This window comes from Listeria sp. ILCC796 (assembly GCF_900186175.1).
GTDB lineage: Bacteria > Bacillota > Bacilli > Lactobacillales > Listeriaceae > Listeria > Listeria goaensis.
The window spans coordinates 132247-151949 of the sequence record NZ_FYBV01000001.1 but is presented as its reverse complement, the minus strand read 5'-3'; the positions used below and the strand labels follow the sequence as shown (position 1 = coordinate 151949).

14 protein-coding genes are annotated in these 19703 nt (G+C 37.8%); 2 read left to right on the top strand and 12 right to left on the bottom strand.

All coding sequences use genetic code 11. The annotated features are described in order from the left end of the window. Positions 1 to 115: 115 nt before the first annotated feature. The 3 genes from CFS04_RS00760 to CFS04_RS00750 all read right to left on the bottom strand — a co-directional run bounded on the left by CFS04_RS00760 (position 116) and on the right by CFS04_RS00750 (position 5048). A complete protein-coding gene (locus CFS04_RS00760; RefSeq protein WP_088808695.1) occupies positions 116 to 1057 on the bottom strand; it encodes a glycosyltransferase in 942 nt (313 codons plus the stop codon). Between the two features lie 24 nt (positions 1058 to 1081). Further along, the gene (locus CFS04_RS00755; protein WP_159457868.1) at positions 1082 to 2737 is read right to left on the bottom strand and encodes a DUF6020 family protein; all 1656 of its coding nucleotides are present in this window, start codon (positions 2735 to 2737) and stop codon (positions 1082 to 1084) included. Positions 2738 to 3041: 304 nt separating this feature from the next. Next, a complete protein-coding gene (locus CFS04_RS00750; RefSeq protein WP_088808693.1) occupies positions 3042 to 5048 on the bottom strand; it encodes an SH3 domain-containing protein in 2007 nt (668 codons plus the stop codon). A 247-nt stretch (positions 5049 to 5295) separates the two neighbouring features. Here CFS04_RS00750 and CFS04_RS00745 point away from each other — a divergent pair, with 247 nt between their 5' ends. Beyond that, positions 5296 to 7329, top strand: a complete 2034-nt coding sequence (locus CFS04_RS00745) for a DUF6270 domain-containing protein (protein ID WP_088808692.1) — start codon at positions 5296 to 5298, stop codon at positions 7327 to 7329. A gap of 36 nt (positions 7330 to 7365) precedes the next feature. Here the strand turns inward: CFS04_RS00745 and CFS04_RS00740 are convergent, their stop codons facing one another. The 5 genes from CFS04_RS00740 to CFS04_RS00720 form a co-directional block, all read right to left on the bottom strand. Next, entirely contained in the window at positions 7366 to 8301 is a 936-nt protein-coding gene (locus CFS04_RS00740; RefSeq protein WP_088808691.1) for an ABC transporter ATP-binding protein, read from the bottom strand. A 12-nt stretch (positions 8302 to 8313) separates the two neighbouring features. Further along, the gene (locus CFS04_RS00735) at positions 8314 to 9126 is read right to left on the bottom strand and encodes an ABC transporter permease (protein WP_088809062.1); all 813 of its coding nucleotides are present in this window, start codon (positions 9124 to 9126) and stop codon (positions 8314 to 8316) included. 264 nt (positions 9127 to 9390) lie between these two features. Continuing rightward, on the bottom strand, positions 9391 to 12831 hold the full coding sequence (pyc, locus tag CFS04_RS00730) for a pyruvate carboxylase (protein ID WP_088808690.1): 3441 nt from the start codon (positions 12829 to 12831) through the stop codon (positions 9391 to 9393). A 261-nt stretch (positions 12832 to 13092) separates the two neighbouring features. Continuing rightward, positions 13093 to 14265 (bottom strand): putative lipid II flippase FtsW, encoded by a 1173-nt coding sequence (ftsW, locus tag CFS04_RS00725; RefSeq protein WP_088808689.1) that lies wholly within the window; start codon positions 14263 to 14265, stop codon positions 13093 to 13095. A gap of 120 nt (positions 14266 to 14385) precedes the next feature. After that, a complete protein-coding gene (locus tag CFS04_RS00720) occupies positions 14386 to 14664 on the bottom strand; it encodes a YlaN family protein (protein WP_088808688.1) in 279 nt (92 codons plus the stop codon). Positions 14665 to 14824: 160 nt separating this feature from the next. Between CFS04_RS00720 and CFS04_RS00715 the strand changes: the two genes are divergently transcribed. Then, positions 14825 to 15058 (top strand): YlaI family protein, encoded by a 234-nt coding sequence (locus CFS04_RS00715; protein WP_088808687.1) that lies wholly within the window; start codon positions 14825 to 14827, stop codon positions 15056 to 15058. Between the two features lie 54 nt (positions 15059 to 15112). Here CFS04_RS00715 and CFS04_RS00710 read toward each other — a convergent pair whose 3' ends face one another. The 4 genes from CFS04_RS00710 to CFS04_RS00695 form a co-directional block, all read right to left on the bottom strand. After that, positions 15113 to 15970: a DUF5068 domain-containing protein gene (locus tag CFS04_RS00710; protein ID WP_088808686.1), complete on the bottom strand. Its 858-nt coding sequence runs from the start codon at positions 15968 to 15970 to the stop codon at positions 15113 to 15115. A 103-nt stretch (positions 15971 to 16073) separates the two neighbouring features. Continuing rightward, positions 16074 to 16673 (bottom strand): GNAT family N-acetyltransferase, encoded by a 600-nt coding sequence (locus CFS04_RS00705; RefSeq protein WP_244169912.1) that lies wholly within the window; start codon positions 16671 to 16673, stop codon positions 16074 to 16076. A gap of 93 nt (positions 16674 to 16766) precedes the next feature. Continuing rightward, entirely contained in the window at positions 16767 to 18605 is a 1839-nt protein-coding gene (typA, locus tag CFS04_RS00700; protein WP_088808685.1) for a translational GTPase TypA, read from the bottom strand. A gap of 285 nt (positions 18606 to 18890) precedes the next feature. Next, on the bottom strand, positions 18891 to 19658 hold the full coding sequence (locus CFS04_RS00695) for an inositol monophosphatase family protein (protein ID WP_369821455.1): 768 nt from the start codon (positions 19656 to 19658) through the stop codon (positions 18891 to 18893). Between the last annotated feature and the right edge of the window lie 45 nt (positions 19659 to 19703).

The following is a 19703-nucleotide window of genomic DNA, read 5'->3' as shown; positions in this document are numbered from 1 at the left end:
AAATGATTACTATACATTCCATTCTAGCGCCTCAACAACAAAACTTCAATAGGTCTTTATGTTTTAAAAATCCGTTTTTTCTGATTATTAATATGAAAAACGACTTAATATGTAATTAAGTCGTTTTTCGTGTTGCTTTTTCTTTATATTTTACTAACTCTAAAAAATAAATTTGTTTATTTCGATGTTGAATTGTATCTAAAATAAGTCCACAAATGAAAAATAACATAGCTAGAATGATTAAGCCTACAGCTAAAATAGCACTAGGGAACTTCAAAACTAACCCAGTTTTAGCAAAACCAACAAGCACTGGAATACCTACGGCTATGCCAATAATTAGGAACAATGCTGCCAAAATGCCAAAGAACAAAAACGGTCTGCTATTTTTAAATAAGCGTATAATAGTACTAATTACCTTCATCCCATCAGAAAATGTATCCAGTTTCGATTCGCTTCCTTCAGGGCGGTCACGGTAATCAATTGGAATCTCTTTAAGTAAAAAACGATTTTCTAACGCATGAATACTCATTTCTGTTTCAATTTCAAACCCTGGGCTTAGTACTGGCATTGTCTTTACAAAATACCGATTAAAGCCACGGTAGCCTGTCATGATATCACGAATATTACTCTTAAAAATACTATTAATCGTGTTGCGCACTAAATTGTTCCCAAAATCATGGAAATTCCGCTTATTTTCGCTCGAATACGTTCCATTACTTAAACGGTCACCAATGACCATATCAGCCTCGTTATTTCTTAGAACGTCTAAAATTTCGTGCACAGCTCCTGCAGGATATGTATCATCGCCATCAATCATCACATAGTAATCTGCATCTATGTCTGAGAACATGCTTCGAACAACATTCCCTTTTCCTTGTCTAACTTCCGAACGTACAATTGCACCTTCTTCTTTCGCAATTTCAACTGTTCGATCGCTTGAATTATTATCGTATACGTATATGTCAGCATTTGGTAATTCTTGCTTAAAATCCCGTATTACTTTTCCTACAGTAATTTCTTCATTGTAACAAGGGATTAAAACAGCCACTTTTTCCATGTTTTTCTTTGCCTCCAAATAATTCTAATTTTTTTCCAAGTTTAGCTTTGCAACAAAAAATAGGAAAGGCACTGTGAAAATGAAGCTAAAACTGTATCTAAAGTCTGTCGCTGGCATCGCAACAGCAATTGTTGCAACAGCTAGAAACGCTGGTACAAAAAGTAGCCAACTTAATCTTCTGCCCCTACCAAGATTTGAAACAAATGCAATTAGAAGTAGCAATAACGGAATTGCCCCTTTAAGTAAAATATTTTGCCAATCCGTTCTAACTTTTTCCATAAGTTGGTTTAAAAAATTGTCATAGCTCGTAAATTTAGAGTCGGAATATAGCGGTTTAGCAGATGGCTCAACACTATTTTTAATGTAATCTTCATAAGAAAGATTGCTGTCTACACCTACAGACTTAAGCTCATTCATATAGCGTTCGTACCCTGCCCGGTTAACCTTTTCAACATCATTCGGCGTATTTGTCATTATCGCAAATGTTCGAATATCATAATTAATATCTTGTAATTTTGCTGTTGAACCGAAAAAGACTGAATAGTTGTCTGGCGACTGATAACGCCAAATCGCACTAGTTTGATCCAAATATGATTTTACATAAATCCCAAAATTATCCGTCATTAACTTCGCCCAGTTTTTAATGTATAGCCCAAAATCCGCATCAATAGGCGCAGAGTTATAAGCTGCATCATGTTTAATTGGGTCAACCGTATAAGGATTATAGTCTTTTTTCCAATTTTCTTCAGGTAAAATTTCAGTAAAATAGTCCTTTAATTCTTTTGTAAACTGACCGTTGTAATAAAAAGTTGCACCAATTTGTTGTGACGGAATCGCTAAAGCTTGGTTTAACGGATTTTGCTGTACATTTAGTGCGTTTGCAACCGGACCATTGAAAAGCAAATTCATTGCCATAACGATAACAAACACAAGGCCCGTTCGGATTCTGAATCCCTTCATAAAAATGACTAAAAGAAGCAAAGTAACGACGACAATAAATACACCATTATTTCTTAAATTAATTGTTACAAAAGCTACTAAAATAAGTGCAGTAAGATTAAGTGGTTTTTTCAACCAAGTACCGTTTGAAGCAACAATTTTTGCTAATAATGTTGTGAATAATAGAATGAATGCCGCGAACGGAATATCTTTCCACGCTGTCACACTGTATAACATCATAACAGGCCAAAGCGCGTAGCCAAAAACAAGTAAATATCCTAAAAATTTCGGTAAACCTAATTTCGTTAACGAATAGATGGCATAGCCAACAATAAGTGCCACTACGACGATTTGAGTGAAAATATAACTAGCTGGAGAATTATAAATATTAGATGTGAACTCCACCCATAAGGTGTGTAGTAGCGGATGCCATGCGCTATACTGCCTAACATCATGTGCCATTGCCCATTGATAATAAGAATCAAAAGTCATTTTTGCTGGAAAATAAGCTAAAAATGAAAACATCCATGAAACAAAAGGTATGCCGGCATATATGGCTAATTCATATTTTTTAATTCGACTCTTAACTAAAGGTGAGAACGGATGAGCAAGTTCAAGTAAAAGTAAGTAAAATAAATTTGTTAAAAAGTAAAATGCCCCTAATATGTAGATAAAGCTTATTATTGTGTGAGACGATAAATTTCCTAAATATGTAGATGCTAACCAAAATGCAGCTATCAAAATGCTACCCACGCATTTTAGCCAATTAAATGTGAGATGTTCCAATTGTCGTATGCATAAAAAAAGCATTGCTCCAAAGGAAAAGATAACTAAAAAACTAATGATATCAAATTTATAAAAGCCTAATAAACAAATAAATCCGATAAAAATAGAGAAAAGATACCACATCTTTTTTTTGCTCTTCAAAAAACCATCCTCCTTTTCAAACTATCTATTAATATAGCAAAATAAACTTTTTTAATCAACTTCTACTATAAAAATACAACATGAAAAGCCAAAGGTAATAATACCCTTGGCCTCTTGTTTACCTATAAATTGGTGTATCAAATTCTTGGGTGTAACGCGTAAGCTTGCTATAAATTTGATTCATTGTATTCACTTGCTTGTATGCCCAAGCAATGTCAGTTGCATACAAATGAGTACCTGGAGTAGCTGGATTCCATCTCATTTTGTATAACGTATTTTGACCTGCATTAATATACTTATCACCAATAAATTTAGCTCCACCTATAATCGCTTTTTCAGGTGTGTCCCAACCTTCTTTATAGGCGCGTTCTGAGCCTTTTTGAAGTGGCGCGCTATCAACAGCTCCAATGCCATACATGTTATACACCTTTTTAGGTGTAACAGGTTTGCCATCTACGCTGCTCACAACTACACCATTTGCTAATTGAGATGTACCATTACCTGTTTCTAGAAGCGCATGTGCCAGCAAATAAATTTCGCTAACACTATTTTGCTGAGCCGCAGTTTGGAAACTAGTTGCTTTATTCGCTAGTATTCCTTTTCCAGCTAAGACCGTTCGATTAACCTCTGCTGGATCAATGTTTGCTGGCTTCGACAAAATAAGAAATTGCAAGTAACTTGCTGAGTTTTTACTAAAATTATTAGGATTTAAATAATAGGCAGTATCAGTTCGATTGGCATTAAACCATTGTCTCGAAAAGTTCACTTGATACCATTTCTTCTTGTTGCTATCAGTTATCGTATTTAAAACGGTAAATGTCTGATCTTTTTTCAACGTTGCTACAACAAAACCATTAGTATTAGCGGCACTTCTAACTGAAATGTTAGTAGCCGTAACTTTGCCGCTTGTACCTGTAACAGATGTTCCATCACTTGAAATATACATTTGACTTGGTTTTTTATCCGTCTGCGGAGTCAGCCTCATGTTTGTATCAAGCATGCTTGAAAACGTTGTAGGATAAGTTGTCGTGTAATAACGTTTTTGGATAGGAGCCCCATTAGACAAGTATCCTAACTTCGTATAACCAGGAATATTGTTATACACTACACGCACCCATTCTTTACCGATATCAGCCTTATTAACGAGTGCAGGTTGATTCGCAGGAATCGTTACGGTGGTTGGTGAATTATAGTCTTGTTTATTTCTTAAATTAACATTGTTAATTGCATAATAATTAACATATGTGGCATTAGGAATTTTAGCTGTAACATATCGCAATTGCATATAACCTTTTCGACCATTTGCTTGAAATTCTGTCCAGCCATTGCTATCTGTTGATCCTTGCAAAGCATACATGACTTGTCCTTTTGGTACCACGTAAGAAACGCTTGTTGAAAAATCACGACCTGATCGCAGATTTACTACATCAGAAGCGTAATAATCGTTGTATGTCTTACGAGGATCATAGCCACTTAAATAACGTTGCTGCATATAACCAACGATATTATCTTGATAAATAATTCGCACCCATCCCGCACTATTTGCTGAGTTGTCTTCCACAGAAAAAGATGCATTTGTTGGAATTTGAGTTACCGTTGCTGAATCAAAAGTTGCTGATTTACGTAAATTAATCGGGCTCGGCGCATAATATGTGCCGTAACCTTTCGAGGGATTATACAACGTTAAATAGCGTTTTTCCATATAACCCTCTTTTTGATTATACATAATTCGTACCCAATTATTTCCATCTGCGGAGTTGTCTTCAACAATAAACGATGCATTTTTTGGAATAACGACAATCGTTTTTGAATCAAATGTTCGATTTTCACGCAAATTGATATTTGATGGCGCATAGTAAGTCGTGTATGTTTTAGTTGGATTTGTATTCGCGAAATAACGCGTTTGCATATATCCTTTATATGACTTATATGTGACCTCTGCCCAATCATTTTTGTCCTTTGATCCATCAAGCACCTTAAAGGATGCATTTTTCGGAATTTGAACAATCGTTTTGCTATCAAACGTTCTGCTTGCTCTCAAATTAATTGTATTTGGCGCATAATACGTACTATATGACGTAGCAGCTTGAGCATTTTCTGTCACAGGCAGAATGAATAGCAACATAAGAGCTAAACAAATCAAAAATCGCCAATGATTACTTCTATGTTTGATTAAAATCTCCTCCTTGTTTACTTTGGTACTTTTTAGTTATAACATATATTACAGCGCTTGCGGTCAAAAAATAGAATTGTAAAGAAATCGAAACATCTTTCGACAAAAAATATACACTTTTTAAGCAATGAAAGATTTAAATTTTTCTTTTTATGGTACAATATTTTATGTGAGCATTACAATGAAAAGGAGAATACGCATGGAAGTTATCGCTGCTAAAATTACTACCTCTACAGAAACACAATCTTGGTTAATTGATTTAAAAAGTTCTGTAGACATTCAAACTGTTTCTGCAGTTTATAAGCAACAAAACCAGTTTATCCATCCGGCGAAGTCATTTGAGTTAAAAACCGCTTTTGCAGATGGTTTCTATCAAATAGAAGTCCCTTTTGCTTTACTCTCTAAACAATCACTTCACGACCGAAAAACAAATTGGACATTTTTATGCCATACAAGTCGAGGCGAAGCTATCGTTCAAACGAATGACATCAGCCAAGTAGATACATTAAAAGATGCTGATAGCTTTTTTGAATTTGAGTTTAATCTTTCAACGAGTAAGCTCATTCTAGTCGCAACGCCTAAGCCATTTCAGGCCATATTAGAAACATTTACTTTAACCAAAAATGGTTTTAGTGGTTCCGGTTCTATTCAAGCAGATGCTTTTAACTGGGCTAGACAAAACTTGAAATTGCAGTTGGTGATTAAAAGACGTCCTAACCCTACCCTCTATAACTATTTTGAACATGTACAAAAATTCGAACTTTTTGATATTAAAAATCAGAATTTTAGCTTTGACATTTCTTTTGATAGATTAGATGATGCTTTCTTAGTAGATGATTTAAATAATTTAGACTGCTTTTTAGTTGTAAAAACTGCTGGCCAAGAATCTCATCCTATGTACTTAGATTTAGCCGAATCTTTGAAAAACAATGTGGATCAAACTGTTTTTCCGGATGCAATTCCTTACACGAGTATTTCTTTTTATAAAACTGGCTCAAATCGGTTGGCTTTTTATTTTATCAAAAAAGTGGAGCAAGAAGTGCAAATACAGAGTTTTTCTGAGAGTTCAAAAGAGCTATCGTTTAAATTTGAAAGCCAACACTCACTAAAGAATGGCAAATTTGTTTTAAAACGGCGCGATAAGAAATTCTTGAAATTTGAGTATTTAGAAGAGCTGATTTTTCCTTTTAAAACAAACTGGTTATCGTCCTATCATGTAAAAGTAAATAAAGCGAATTTATTTCCGTTCGATACTTTCAAGCCATATCAAATTTGGGATGCATTTATTCGTCTTGATGGTTTCCCTGATTTTCCTGTTTATGTGCCTGAAAGTATTCAATTTGAGAATAAATTACAAACAGCTCCCAAAAAAGCATTTGATTTTAAATTAGCTAAGATGTCTAGAAATAATTTATATATTCGAATTGCTCCAAGTCCAACGAGCAAAGGACAAGCTAAAAATATCGCTGTACTGGGAACTTGCTTTAGTCGCAATGCGTTTAACTCCTCCCCTTATTTTAATCCAGAGTATAAGTCTTTCTTTCATGTTGCTCTTACGCAAATGCATTCCTCGCTCATAAGCATTATGACGGAAGATTTTGATGAAAAAGTGGATTTTAATAAGTATAAGGATGAAATCACTCATTTTGATATGTCTTATATGAAAGACGATTTTAAGAAGGATTTCTTTAAGCGGTTAAAAAAAGCAAAACCGGATTATTTTATTATTGATTTATATGCCGATGCTATTCGCCCTGTTATGTGGTTGAATGATAAAACGGCCATTACTTTTTCCTACATTGTTGAAGGTAGCCACATTGCTGATGATTTACCTTGTCACCGAATGATGACGCATTTGAATGATGAAGAATTTTTTAACGAATGGACGCATTATGCCGATCGTTTTATTGAAGAACTTACGACAATTATTCCTGAAAACCGGATTATCTTGAATAAAGGCGGCTTCACCTGTGAGTATTATGATGAAGTTGGGAAAAAAACAGTTTATCCAAATAAAATGGCTATTCAAAAAGCACAGTATTTATGGGACCGTTTAAATAACTACTTCTTGTTGAAAGCACCAAACGTTCGTGTCATTGATTTCACGAACAAAGGCTATATCGGTGATTATTACTATCCATTTGGGCATTCCTTTTCACATTTCGAATCGGATTACTACAAAGATTTCTTGAAAGAAATGATTTATATTGATCAAACCGATCGGCTTCTATAAAAAGAACAGCTGAACCAAAATGGTTCAGCTGTTCTTTTAAAATAAACCTAAAAATGAATGTCCTGTCGCAACTAAAGTTCCAAAAAGAGCCAGACAAGCTACGCCCGAAACGAGTAGCCATTTATCGCTTACTTTTACTTTTTGTTCACTAAAGGCTGGGTTCTCATGAATTTCTTCAGGACGGCTTTTTTGTGCTGCTTTCATTTCTAGTTGGTAGGCTTTCTTAAACGATCTCGATTGTTCATTAAACCATTTTACAAACGACTCATAGGACTCCGCCACTTCATTTGCTGCGCCAATTTCCTTTAAGCTACCGTAATGCATCCAAATAATACGGTCACATAGCTTTTTCACTTGCTCTAAGGAGTGACTCACAAAAACAATCGTCTTCCCTTCTGCTTTAAACGACTCGATTTTATTCACACATTTATGATAAAATGTGTCATCCCCGACAGAAAGAGCTTCATCGATAATTAAAATATCCGGGTCAATATGAACCGATACAGCGAATCCCAGACGTGAGCGCATGCCGCTTGAATAGTTTTTGACGGGTTGGTTGATAAAATCGCCAATGTCAGCAAAATCGATAATATCTGGCAGGATACGTTCAATTTGTTTGTTCGTTAATCCTTGCATAAGGCATTTCAGGCGGATGTTTTCAAGCCCAGTGAGTGGTCCCTTGAAACCTGCATTAATCGCAATGAGCGATGCCACGCCATTTGTTTTAACTTCGCCTTCTGTCGCCTGCACGATACCAGCCATAATACTTGAAATCGTGGACTTTCCAGAACCGTTAATGCCAATAATACCGATTGACTCCCCTTCAAAAATAGTAAAGGACACATCTTTTAATGCCCAAAATGAATCTTGGGACTCTTTACGGAAGGCAGCTTTCATACTTTCCGCCTTACTCGCAAATAAATCGTATTCTTTAGACACGTGCTTAAAAGATACTTTTAGATTTGTACTCATACAAAACGCTCCTTATACGAAATCAACGAATCTTTCGCGGAATTTCATGTGTAAGATTGATCCGACAAAGAGGAAAAATAAGGTGAGCAGCCAGAAATAAATCGTATAAGACGGCGACTCCCAGAACCATTTTCCGAGCAGAAGCGAATCTCTAAAGCCGTCTACAATGTACATAAATGGATTTAGTTTTAATAGGTTAGCGGCCCATTCAGGCAATAGTTGCGGGATATTCCAAACAATCCCAGTTAAATAAAATAAAACGCGCATAACGCTTTGAAGCGCCATGTAGTAATCTCGTACTAAGACAGTGATTGTCGCATTGAAAAGCGAAAAGCTAAATAAGAATAAAATCATCGAAACGAAATAATAGAGGTATTGCCCCCAGTAAATACTGATAGGTGTTCCTTTCACTAAGAAAATGATTACCATAATGATGGTCATCACAAAATAGCTCATTAGATTCGAGATGATAGTAATATTCGGCAAAATGCTCATCGGAAAATTCATTTTTGATACGAGATGAATTTTATTAAAAATACTATTTGTTCCTTGCATGACAACACTGTTAATGAAGAACCACGGCACAATTCCCGCTAGCATCCATTCAAGGAAACTAACGTCTGTCCCTTGAAGTGTGGAGCTTCCTCTTAACCCGTAACCAAAGACTAGGAAATAAATAGCGACTTGAATTAGCGGATTTAAAATCTCCCATAATAATCCTAAGTAGTGACTTTGATAGTTCGCTCGGTCTTCATAACGCGAAATACGAATCATCATCGGAGTATATTTAATTTGTTCTTTTAAAACTTCCCATACTTGTTTCACAAAAACACTTCTTTCCAAGTTTAGTAAATAAATTCTCGTCAATTTATCTCTCTCTTATAAAAATCGCCTCCAAGTTAGAAGCCTACGGATGTCGATGTATTTGTATGTTTTCTTATGTAACGCCTTCCGTTTCGCATAAGCTGCTTTCATTTGGTGGGAGAACCACCTTATGTTAAGTTACCTCAAAACGTAATATTTGTAAAGTAATTTCAAGCCTTTTTTCATAAAAAAGGGGCATGGCGAGCCATGCCCCTAGAGGTTTTCTTAAATGCGTGCGACTTCCATTAACAAATCGCCAGATTCAATCGTATCACCGTCTGATACGAAAATAGTTTTGACTTCACCATCAAATGGTGCTTGAATGGTCGTTTCCATCTTCATCGCTTCCGTGATGAGAAGTGGGTCGCCTTTTTTCACTTTTTGTCCTTTAGCCGCAACAACTTGGATAACAGAGCCAGTCATTGTTGCACCTACATGTTCCGGATTCGTCGTATCAATTTTACGCCGCGCAACAACAGTCGCTTGTACGTTGAAATCTTGCACGTTAATTTCACGTGGTTGACCGTTTAATTCGAAGTAGATGACTCGTGTTCCGTCAGCAATTGGTTCTCCGATAGAATTCAATTTAATGAGCAAGATTTTTCCTTTTTCAAGCTCCACTTGAATTGTTTCACCGAGACGCATTCCTTTATAGAATGTTGGTGTATCAAGAACTGTTACATTACCATATTTATCAATCATTTTTTGATAATCAAGGAATACTTTTGGATAGAGAATGTAAGCCATCACATCGCGTTCAGTTGGCTCGTAGCCCATTTTCTCTTGTAATTCTTCTTTTACTTTAGAAAAATCAACTGGCTCCATAAGCGCTCCCGGACGATCGATTAGTGGCTTTTGACCTTTTAATACGAGCTTTTGTAGCTTCTCAGGGAATCCTCCGTACGGCTGTCCAATTTCGCCGCGGAAAAATTCAATGACCGAATCAGGAAAATCAATCGTATCTCCTTTTTCATAAACAAGCTCTTCTGTTAAATCGTTTTGTACCATGAAGAGTGCCATGTCACCGACAACTTTTGAAGAAGGTGTCACTTTTACGATATCGCCAAACATTTGGTTCACTGTAGAGTACATTTCCTTCACATCATCAAAACGATCGCCCAGTCCTACAGCCGTTGCTTGTTGTTGTAAGTTGGTATATTGGCCACCTGGCATTTCGTGTACATATACTTCTGTTTGCGGTGAATTGAGCGCATTATCGAAGTCTTTATAGTATTTCCGAACATCTTCCCAGTAATGGTTCAAAATTTGCGAGTTGTGCGCATCTAAATTTGTTTGGCGCTTCCCGTTTACAAGACCGTAATAAAGACCTGTCATGCTCGGTTGGCTCGTCGCCCCACTCATCGCGCTTGACGCAACATCGACAATATCCACGCCAGCACTAACAGCAGCAGCATATGTGTAAATTCCATTACCGCTCGTATCATGCGTATGCAAATGAATTGGTACATCGACCGTATCTTTTAGTTCGTTAATTAAACGATAAGCAGCTTGTGGTTTTAAAAGGCCTGCCATATCTTTAATACCGAGGATATGTGTCCCTTGCGCCACCAATTCTTTGGCCATATCTTTGTAATAATCGATTGTGTATTTTGTACGCGTTTCGTCATCAATATCACCTGTGTAACAAATTGTCGCTTCCACAATTTTGCCTGTATCGCGAACAGCTTCAATGGACGTTTCCATTCCTTTAATCCAGTTTAAGCTATCGAACACACGGAAAACATCGACGCCTGACTGAGCGGAAAGTTTCACGAATTCGCGAATGACGTTATCTGGATAGTTTTTGTAACCGACGCCGTTTGCACCACGAAGCAACATTTGGAACATGACGTTTGGAATTTGTTTGCGCAAGGTTTCTAAACGTACCCACGGGTCTTCATTTAAGAAACGATAAGCGACATCAAACGTGGCACCACCCCACATCTCGAATGAAAACATATTTGGAAGCAAATGCGCCATAGCATCTGCAATTTGGAAAATATCTTTAGAGCGAACGCGTGTCGCGAGCAAGGATTGGTGCGCATCACGAAGCGTGGTGTCTGTGAGTAATACTTCATCTTGTGACTTCACAAAATCCACTACACCTTCTGGCCCTTTTGCGTCTAAAATTTGTTTCGTACCTGGTTCAATTTTTTGTCCGTAAGGGATTTTTGGCACTCGTGGCTCATTATAAACTGGCTTTTCATCTTGCTTAATTCCCGGGAAGCCGTTCACGGTGACGTTACTAATATAACGCAGGGTTTTTGTCCCGCGGTCGCGTACGTGAGGGAATTTAAATAGTTCTGGCGTTGAGTCGATAAACGATGTGTTGTAGTTTCCGCTAATGAAGTCTGGGTGACGTGCTACGTTTAATAGAAACGGAATATTCGTTTTTACGCCACGAATTCGGAATTCAACTAGATTACGAACCATTTTTCTTAGTGCTTGCTCAAATGTCATACCCCATGTTGATAATTTTACGAGTAGTGAATCATAGAACGGTGTTACGACTGTTCCTTGGAAACCATTCCCCGCATCAAGACGGACACCAAAACCACCTGTTGAACGGTAAGTATTGATTCGTCCAGTATCCGGCATAAAATTATTAAGTGGATCTTCTGTTGTGATACGGCATTGAATAGCTGAACCTTGAATACGAATATCTTTTTGTTGCGGGATAGCAACGAGTTGGTCATGCATTGAATAGCCATCTGCAATAAATAATTGCGACTGCACAATATCAATTCCAGTAATCATTTCTGTGATGGTGTGCTCTACTTGAACACGCGGATTTACTTCGATAAAGTAGAAATCTTCCCCTTCAACAAGAAATTCAACTGTACCTGCGTTTAGATAATCCACGTTTTTCATTAATTTAACAGCTGCCGAACAGATGCGCTCACGTAAATCTGATGTGATGGCATTACAAGGGGCAACTTCCACTACTTTTTGATGGCGTCTTTGGACAGAACAATCACGTTCAAACAAATGAACGATATTGCCATGCGAGTCGCCTAAAATTTGAACTTCAATATGCTTTGGATTCATGACGCATTTTTCAACGTAAACTTCATCGTTACCGAAAGCAGCTTTTGCTTCTGAGGCAGCCCGTTCAAAGGCTTCCTTTACATGCTCTTCTGATGGAACAACACGCATACCTCTTCCGCCGCCGCCTAAAGAAGCTTTAATCATGAGCGGATAACCGTTTTTCTTACCAAATTCAACGACGTCATCAATTCCAGAAACAGGACCATCGCTTCCTGGGATAACTGGAATATCAGCTAGTAAAGCTTGTTCTTTCGCTTTAATTTTATCGCCAAACATGTCTAAATGCTTCGATTTAGGACCAACAAAAATGATGCCTTCTTGTTCACATCTGCGCGCAAATTCAATGTTTTCAGACAGGAAACCATATCCTGGATGAATCGCATCAACTTCTGCTTCTTTTGCAATTTCAATGATATTTTCGATATCTAAGTAGGCATCGATTGGTTTTTTACCCTCTCCGACGAGATAAGCTTCATCCGCCTTATATCTATGAAATGCTCCCGTATCTTCTTGTGAATAGATTGCTACTGTCTTGATTCTGAGTTCAGTACATGCACGTAACACGCGAATTGCAATTTCACCGCGGTTTGCCACTAATACTTTTTTAATATTATTCATTTTTCTCCTCCTAACCAACACTCTGCCTTTTTAGCACAAAATAACCTTCTGGTTGCTTAAACCCTTTTTATCAACAACAAGAAAGCTCTTTTCATTTTGTTTATTCTGTCATGTAAAAAGCGGTATATAAATTCAATTATAGTATTAAAACATACTAGATGTAAATTACTTTCTACCAATTTTTTAGAAAGTCTACAAAACAAACGAATATTTTTGAAAGAATGAGGCAAAACATTCGTCATGTTTTGCCTCATTCTCCAATCATATTCCCTCTTGTTTTCCGTATTTCCGCTGATAGTTTGTGAACATCCCCACGTTTGCAACAATTCCAATTAAAATTGACATAACCATTAGCGAGGAGCCCCCGTAACTAATGAACGGCAATGTAACCCCAGTAATTGGAATTACACCAGTTGCACCGCCTAAATTGATAAATGACTGTATGCCAATAAGTCCAGCCGTCCCGTAACAAAGCAAAGCACCAAATGGATTGTTCGCACGTAATCCAGTCAAAATAATTCTAAAAATCATGAAGAACAGTCCGAAAATAACAACTAACACGCCGAATATGCCTAGTTCTTCAGCAATGACAGCTATAATGAAATCGGTATGCGCTTCTGGCAAATAACCAAGTTTTTGTACACTTTCTCCTAAGCCTTGTCCAAAAACACCTCCAGAACCGATGGCAAAAAACGAGTTGACGAGTTGATGTCCTGTATTGCCTCGGTCGATAAACGGGTTAAGGAAACTTGTCAGCCTTCCCATTCTAGTCGGAGAAATGATTTCTTTTTGAATTTCATCTGGCAGCAGAAGCACTATAACGCTTAAAATTAAAATGATACCTAGTCCAAGCCCAATTAGTTTTAAAATTGTTTTAAGACGCATGCCTGAACATATAATGATACAGCAGCCTGTCATAAAAATAATAAATGCGGAGCCAATGTCTGGCTGAATGGCAATTAAAAAGCAAACGACCGCTAGGAAGAAAATAGGTGGCAATACACCGCGGTTAAAATCATCAATGTATTTTTGCTTTTTCGCATAAATCGCGGCTAAATAAATGATGACCGAGATTTTCACAAATTCCGCTGGTTGAAGCGAAGCAGTACCTAGTCTAAACCAACTTTGTGCATTGTTTGCCGTATGCCCCATCGCAAAAATAAGTAAGAGTAATAAAACGGAGCCGAACATCATCGGAATTAAAAATTTATTGTTTTGATAAATTCGGTATGGGAAAAAAGCAAACAAACCGAAACATAGCAAGCTAATCACTAAATTTTTAACTTGGCGCAAATAGTAAAAGTCCGCAGGCAAATCTTGCCGATAAGCAAGCGACCAACTGGAACTATAAACCATAATCAAGCCAAATATACATAGGACAAGATACACTGCTATTAACGAATAATCATACGATTTTAGAATTTTTTTAAGCATAGTCCTCTTCCAATCTTTGTTGCGCTTTTTTAAGCGTTCTATTTTAACATTATAAAGAAAAAGAGCCTAGGTGTAAACGAAAAAAAGCGTCTACAGAATTTGTAGACCCTTTTTAAAATCTCACTGTTTGTTCATTGACAATTCATGTAATGTCGACAATTCTTTTTCTAATGTTGCTAGAAGACGTTTGCCTTCTTCCATATCAATTAAGCCAAGTCTAGTTGCAAAATTAATTTCACGGGATAAACCGTACATTTGTGTATCTAGTACTTCTTCGTACGCTGGACACTGTGGCAAAGTTAAATTATCCATCTGAACTTTAATCAGTTGCAAAATTCGACGCGAATCTTCTTTTAGTAACTCAACAGCCTGATCTCGGTGGCTTGTATTTTCAGTCATCACAGCGACCTCCCTCTCTATGCGTTCTCTAGACGCTTCAATCTATTAATAAATTAAGTATAGCACAAAATCGATGGACTGCAAACGGTTTATGTTAAAAATCGCGCTTCTCTTCTTTTTCTTTAAAACATGCTATAATGGATTCACGAGGTGATTTTTCATGAAAGCAACTTGCATTTTATGCGACCGGATAGACGATTTAGACAAACGTGAATTTAAAACGAAGCAACTGCGCAATAAACCAATTCGTATGTATATTTGCCCAGATTGCGATCATCGCGTTGCTATTCAAACGATGGCGCGAATCAATTCCGGGAAATTTCATTTTAATAAGCCGTTCAATAAACCGCTTAGTCAATTAAAGCGCGAAATTTTAGAGCGGGAATCTAAATAAAAACTGCGTGTAGCGCTTAGCTTAACCTGCTAAGTGGAACTACACGCAGTCTTTTTAATTTAAAGTTAATGTTGCAACTGCCGCTTCACTTTTCGGCAAGCTAGCATCAAACTGTCCTGGACTAGGAACTGCAACGCTTGGGCTCGCTTTAAAGTCCGCATATTTGGCATCATCCATCATGTACGTAATGAAGCCTTCTGCTGTTTTCCCTGGGCTAAACACATAAGGATCAGCTGCACTTCCTGCTAAATGGTACTTATTCGGAATGAAATTATCTAGGCTACCACCAGTACTTTTACTTTTTCCAACTAAATTAATTTGCTCGGCTTTATAAGTAATATCTTTCGTTGTTTTGTTAAAAATTGATACGTCTAATGTGACGACATACCCGCCGTGTTTCATGTAACTTTCAGGTGAGTAAACATCAATTTCCTTCGTCGGATTTTGAACGCGCTCTACTTTATATTGATTAATACGAATAACAAGCGAATTAAAATCTTTTATAAAAGATGGACTGTAATTTCCAGAAACAGTAGTCACTTGACCGCCTGTAATTGGCAATACGTTTGATACGCTAAATGCTGATTTATCAATTTGCGGTGCTGCAATCGTTTGTTTCGCTGCATCATTTGAATTCTCCGATGCATCTTTGTTCTGACTTTGATCCTGATTTTCATCAGCTGCTGGTTTGTCTGCTTCCGAGTTATCTTTACCATCATCAGAAGTTGTATTTGTATCCGCATCTTCTTTTTCCGCCTCAGATGTTGCCTCTTTTTTTGCAGTTTCCTTCTTCTGTACTTTTTCTTGCTTTTCAGATGTTTTTTCTTTATCAGAATTTGTTGCATCTGTTCCACAAGCCGCGCCTAAAATCGCGATGCTCAAAATGATTAAGCTTAGTAACCACTTTTTCATACTAAACACACTCCTTTCTCCTTATACTATAGCAAAAAACTGGGAATATTACAATCATATTACAATAAAAAGACCGCCAAAAAAATGGACTGGTCTTTTTCTGTTAAGCAGTTTCTTCAGTTCGCTTCATATAAATTAAATAATTTACGCCACTACGCTTCTTATGTTTCATTTCAACGCGCATAAATTCTTTGAAACCAAGTTTTTGATAGAGCATAACAGCATGGCTATTCGTATCCGCCACTTCAAGCGCGTAAGAGGTGAATCTGGCTGTTTCAAGGAGCGACTGAATAAGCGTGCTTGCTACTCCCATGTGCCGGTAATTTTCCGAAGTAGCTACGAATTCAATGTAGCCGAGTCCAACTTCTGACGGGAACGGATATTGCTTCTCTTCAAATTCATATTTTAAAACTTTAAAAGCAATGCTTCCGCGAATAAAACCGAGGTGTTTGCGTAACTCCTTTTTATCCAAAATAAGTGTTGGCTTTGAACCATCGTTTAGCGCGGTCATTCCGGCAATTTCCTGATCGATTATGGCCAGATGAAAGACGTCTAATTGGAATGCATGACTAAAGGCTTTCGCGAGCTTTTTCTTATCTTTCGAGAAAAATTTCAGCCACTGATAAAAGCCGTCCACAAAAATACGGCTCATTTCCATGCGTGGGTCCTTACGACACTCTGTAGAAGTAATTACTTGAATCAATGTGTCCACCTACTTTCCTACTTCCATCTTAGCAAATGATTACTTGGAATACAAAAAAACTGCTACTTGATTAAGTAGCAGTTCCATCATTCATTATTCAGCGCTTTTCGCGCGTTTTTGAGCTTTTTCACGTTCATTTTTATTGAGAATTTTCTTGCGCAAGCGTACACTTTCTGGTGTTACTTCACAGTACTCATCATCATTTAAAAATTCAAGTGATTCTTCTAAAGACATTTGACGTGGTTTTTTAATAACGTTCGTTTGGTCTTTCGTTGCGGAACGAATATTCGTCATTTGTTTAGCTTTTGTGACGTTAACCGCGATATCATTTTCACGACTATTTTCACCAACAATCATGCCTTCATAAATTTCCGTACCTGGCTCAACAAAAATGGTTCCGCGGTCTTCCACTTGCATAATACCATATGTTGTTGATTTTCCTGTTTCCATTGATACTAAAGCGCCGTTACGACGTCCGCCGACACGACCCGTTTGCATTGGTTCATACGCTAAGAACGTATGGTTGATAATACCATAACCACGCGTCATAGAAAGGAAGTCAGTTGTATAGCCAATTAAGCCACGTGCAGGCACTTTAAATTGTAAGCGCACTTGACCGTTTCCGTCATTGACCATATTTTGCATTTCACCTTTACGCTGGCTGATTGATTCAATGACAGCGCCCATGAATTCTTCAGGTGTATCAATTTGAACATCTTCGACTGGTTCACATTTTACGCCTTCCACTTCACGAATGATAACTTCTGGTTTGGATACTTGTAGTTCGTAGCCTTCACGACGCATCGTTTCAATTAAAATCGACAAGTGAAGCTCACCACGACCTGAAACTGTCCACGCATCTGGCGAACTTGTTGGTTCTACGCGAAGTGAAACGTCCGTTTGAAGCTCGGCCATTAACCGCTCTTCAATTTTACGACTCGTCACATGCTTTCCTTCACGACCCGCAAAAGGACTATTATTTGTTACGAAAGTCATTTGAAGCGTAGGCTCATCGATACGTAATACAGGGAGCGCATCTTGTTGATCGAACGGTGTCACTGTTTCTCCAACGAAAATATCTTCCATTCCAGAAAGAGCCACTAAGTCGCCTGCTTTTGCTTCTTTAATTTCTTCACGTTTTAAGCCGAAGAAACCGAACATTTTTGTTACGCGGAACTGTTTCACAGAACCGTCAAGTTTCATAAGTGCTACCGTCTGGCCGACATGCATTGTTCCGCGGAAAATACGACCAATCCCAATACGACCAACATAATCGTTATAGTCCAAAAGGGAAACTTGGAATTGAAGCGGCTCATCGCTATTATCCACTGGCGCTGGAATATGATCCACAATAGTATCTAAAAGTGGCGCCATTGTTTTCTCTTGTTTTTCTGGGTCAGAATCTTCGCTTGAAGTCCCGTTAATTGCGGATGCATAAATGACAGGGAATTCTAGTTGGTCATCGTTTGCACCTAATTCAATAAACAGTTCTAAAACTTCATCGACAACTTCTTCGGGGCGCGCAAAATCGCGGTCAATTTTATTTACAACAACGATTGGTGTTAAGTTTTGCTCAAGCGCTTTTTTTAGTACGAAACGCGTTTGTGGCATTGTACCCTCGTAAGCGTCGACAACTAAAAGTACACCGTCAACCATTTTCATAATCCGTTCCACTTCACCACCGAAATCGGCGTGTCCTGGTGTATCCATAATGTTAACGCGGATACCTTTATAATTAATAGCTGTATTTTTTGCTAAAATCGTAATACCACGCTCACGTTCAATATCATTTGAGTCCATCGCACGTTCATCAACATGCTCATTTTCACGGAACGTTCCGGATTGTTTCAAAAGCTCATCCACGAGCGTTGTTTTACCGTGGTCAACGTGGGCAATAATCGCAATATTACGAATGTCTTCTCTTAATTTCACTGGTTTGTTTCCTCCTAAAATCGGGTTTCAATTTGCTTTTTTAGAACGAAATGTGTATGAATCTCATCTAACTTCCAAATAAAAAGAAAAAGGAAAATAATTTATTTTCCTCGGAAGCAGTAAAATTAAACTTACGAAGTACTAAACGCACGACGCGCAACCAGATGAGTCATCCGTGAAATCGACCATTTATGCCTAATCCGAACATTTCGTATAAATCAACTTTCCTATTATAGCACAACTTCTTTCACTTGACACCCATTTGTTTTCAGAAAACGAAATTTTTTATGATAAATAACTGTCCAAAAGTGTCTTATGAACGTTTGGTAAAGCCACAAGTGACGAGCCTTGTTCAAGCATGTTGATGGGACTTCCGTCTAGGCGGGTTACGATGCAGCCCAATTCTTCGGCAATCATTTTACCTGCCGCAATATCCCACGGGGCCAAGTTTGCCGACATATAAGCGCCGACTTTTCCTGTTGCAACATACATATATTCCAGTGAGGCAGCGCCGTAAAGCCGCAAGCCGCGTGACGCTTTAACAGCCTCCCAAAGCCGTTCATTGGTCTGAATCGCACTTAAATTCGCCACTAGCAAATGATCAGCGAGCGTGTCGTCTGCGTTTACTGGTGTTAATTTTTTGCCGTTTAAATAGGCACCGCAACCTTTTTCGCACGTGTAAATGTCCCCTTTTTCAACTTCATAAATGGCGCCATATACGCCCACGCCATCGATGTAAAGCGCCACTGAAATTGTAAAGTTTTTTTGCTGCATGACAAAATTAAGCGTGCCATCAATTGGATCGACAATCCAAACGGGGCCTTCGAGCGAATCGATTTCGGCCGCCATTCCTTCTTCGCCGAAAATACGATGGTCTGGAAACTGTTCTAAAACGCGCTTCACAAATAAAGTTTCTACTTGCTTGTCGATATTCGTGACTAAATCATTACGATTTGATTTTGTTTCAATTTCTAATTTTTCCTCAAAAGAAGCCATGATTTCGGCCCCTGCTTCTTCAAAAAAAGCGCTAACAAATTGTTTTTCTTTATCCAGACGGCTCATCTCAACAGCTCCTTAGTTATAATGTTTTATTTTAGC

Excerpts from the sequence above, each read along its gene's own strand:
- pyc (WP_088808690.1), bottom strand. The coding sequence starts at position 12,831 with ATGAATAATATTAAAAAAGTATTAGTGGCAAACCGCGGTGAAATTGCA.
- ftsW (WP_088808689.1), bottom strand. The coding sequence starts at position 14,265 with ATGCTTAAAAAAATTCTAAAATCGTATGATTATTCGTTAATAGCAGTG.
- CFS04_RS00745 (WP_088808692.1), top strand. The coding sequence starts at position 5,296 with ATGGAAGTTATCGCTGCTAAAATTACTACCTCTACAGAAACACAATCT.
- CFS04_RS00715 (WP_088808687.1), top strand. The coding sequence starts at position 14,825 with ATGAAAGCAACTTGCATTTTATGCGACCGGATAGACGATTTAGACAAA.
- CFS04_RS00750 (WP_088808693.1), bottom strand. The coding sequence starts at position 5,048 with ATGTTGCTATTCATTCTGCCTGTGACAGAAAATGCTCAAGCTGCTACG.
- CFS04_RS00710 (WP_088808686.1), bottom strand. The coding sequence starts at position 15,970 with ATGAAAAAGTGGTTACTAAGCTTAATCATTTTGAGCATCGCGATTTTA.
- CFS04_RS00760 (WP_088808695.1), bottom strand. The coding sequence starts at position 1,057 with ATGGAAAAAGTGGCTGTTTTAATCCCTTGTTACAATGAAGAAATTACT.
- CFS04_RS00740 (WP_088808691.1), bottom strand. The coding sequence starts at position 8,301 with ATGAGTACAAATCTAAAAGTATCTTTTAAGCACGTGTCTAAAGAATAC.
- CFS04_RS00720 (WP_088808688.1), bottom strand. The coding sequence starts at position 14,664 with ATGACTGAAAATACAAGCCACCGAGATCAGGCTGTTGAGTTACTAAAA.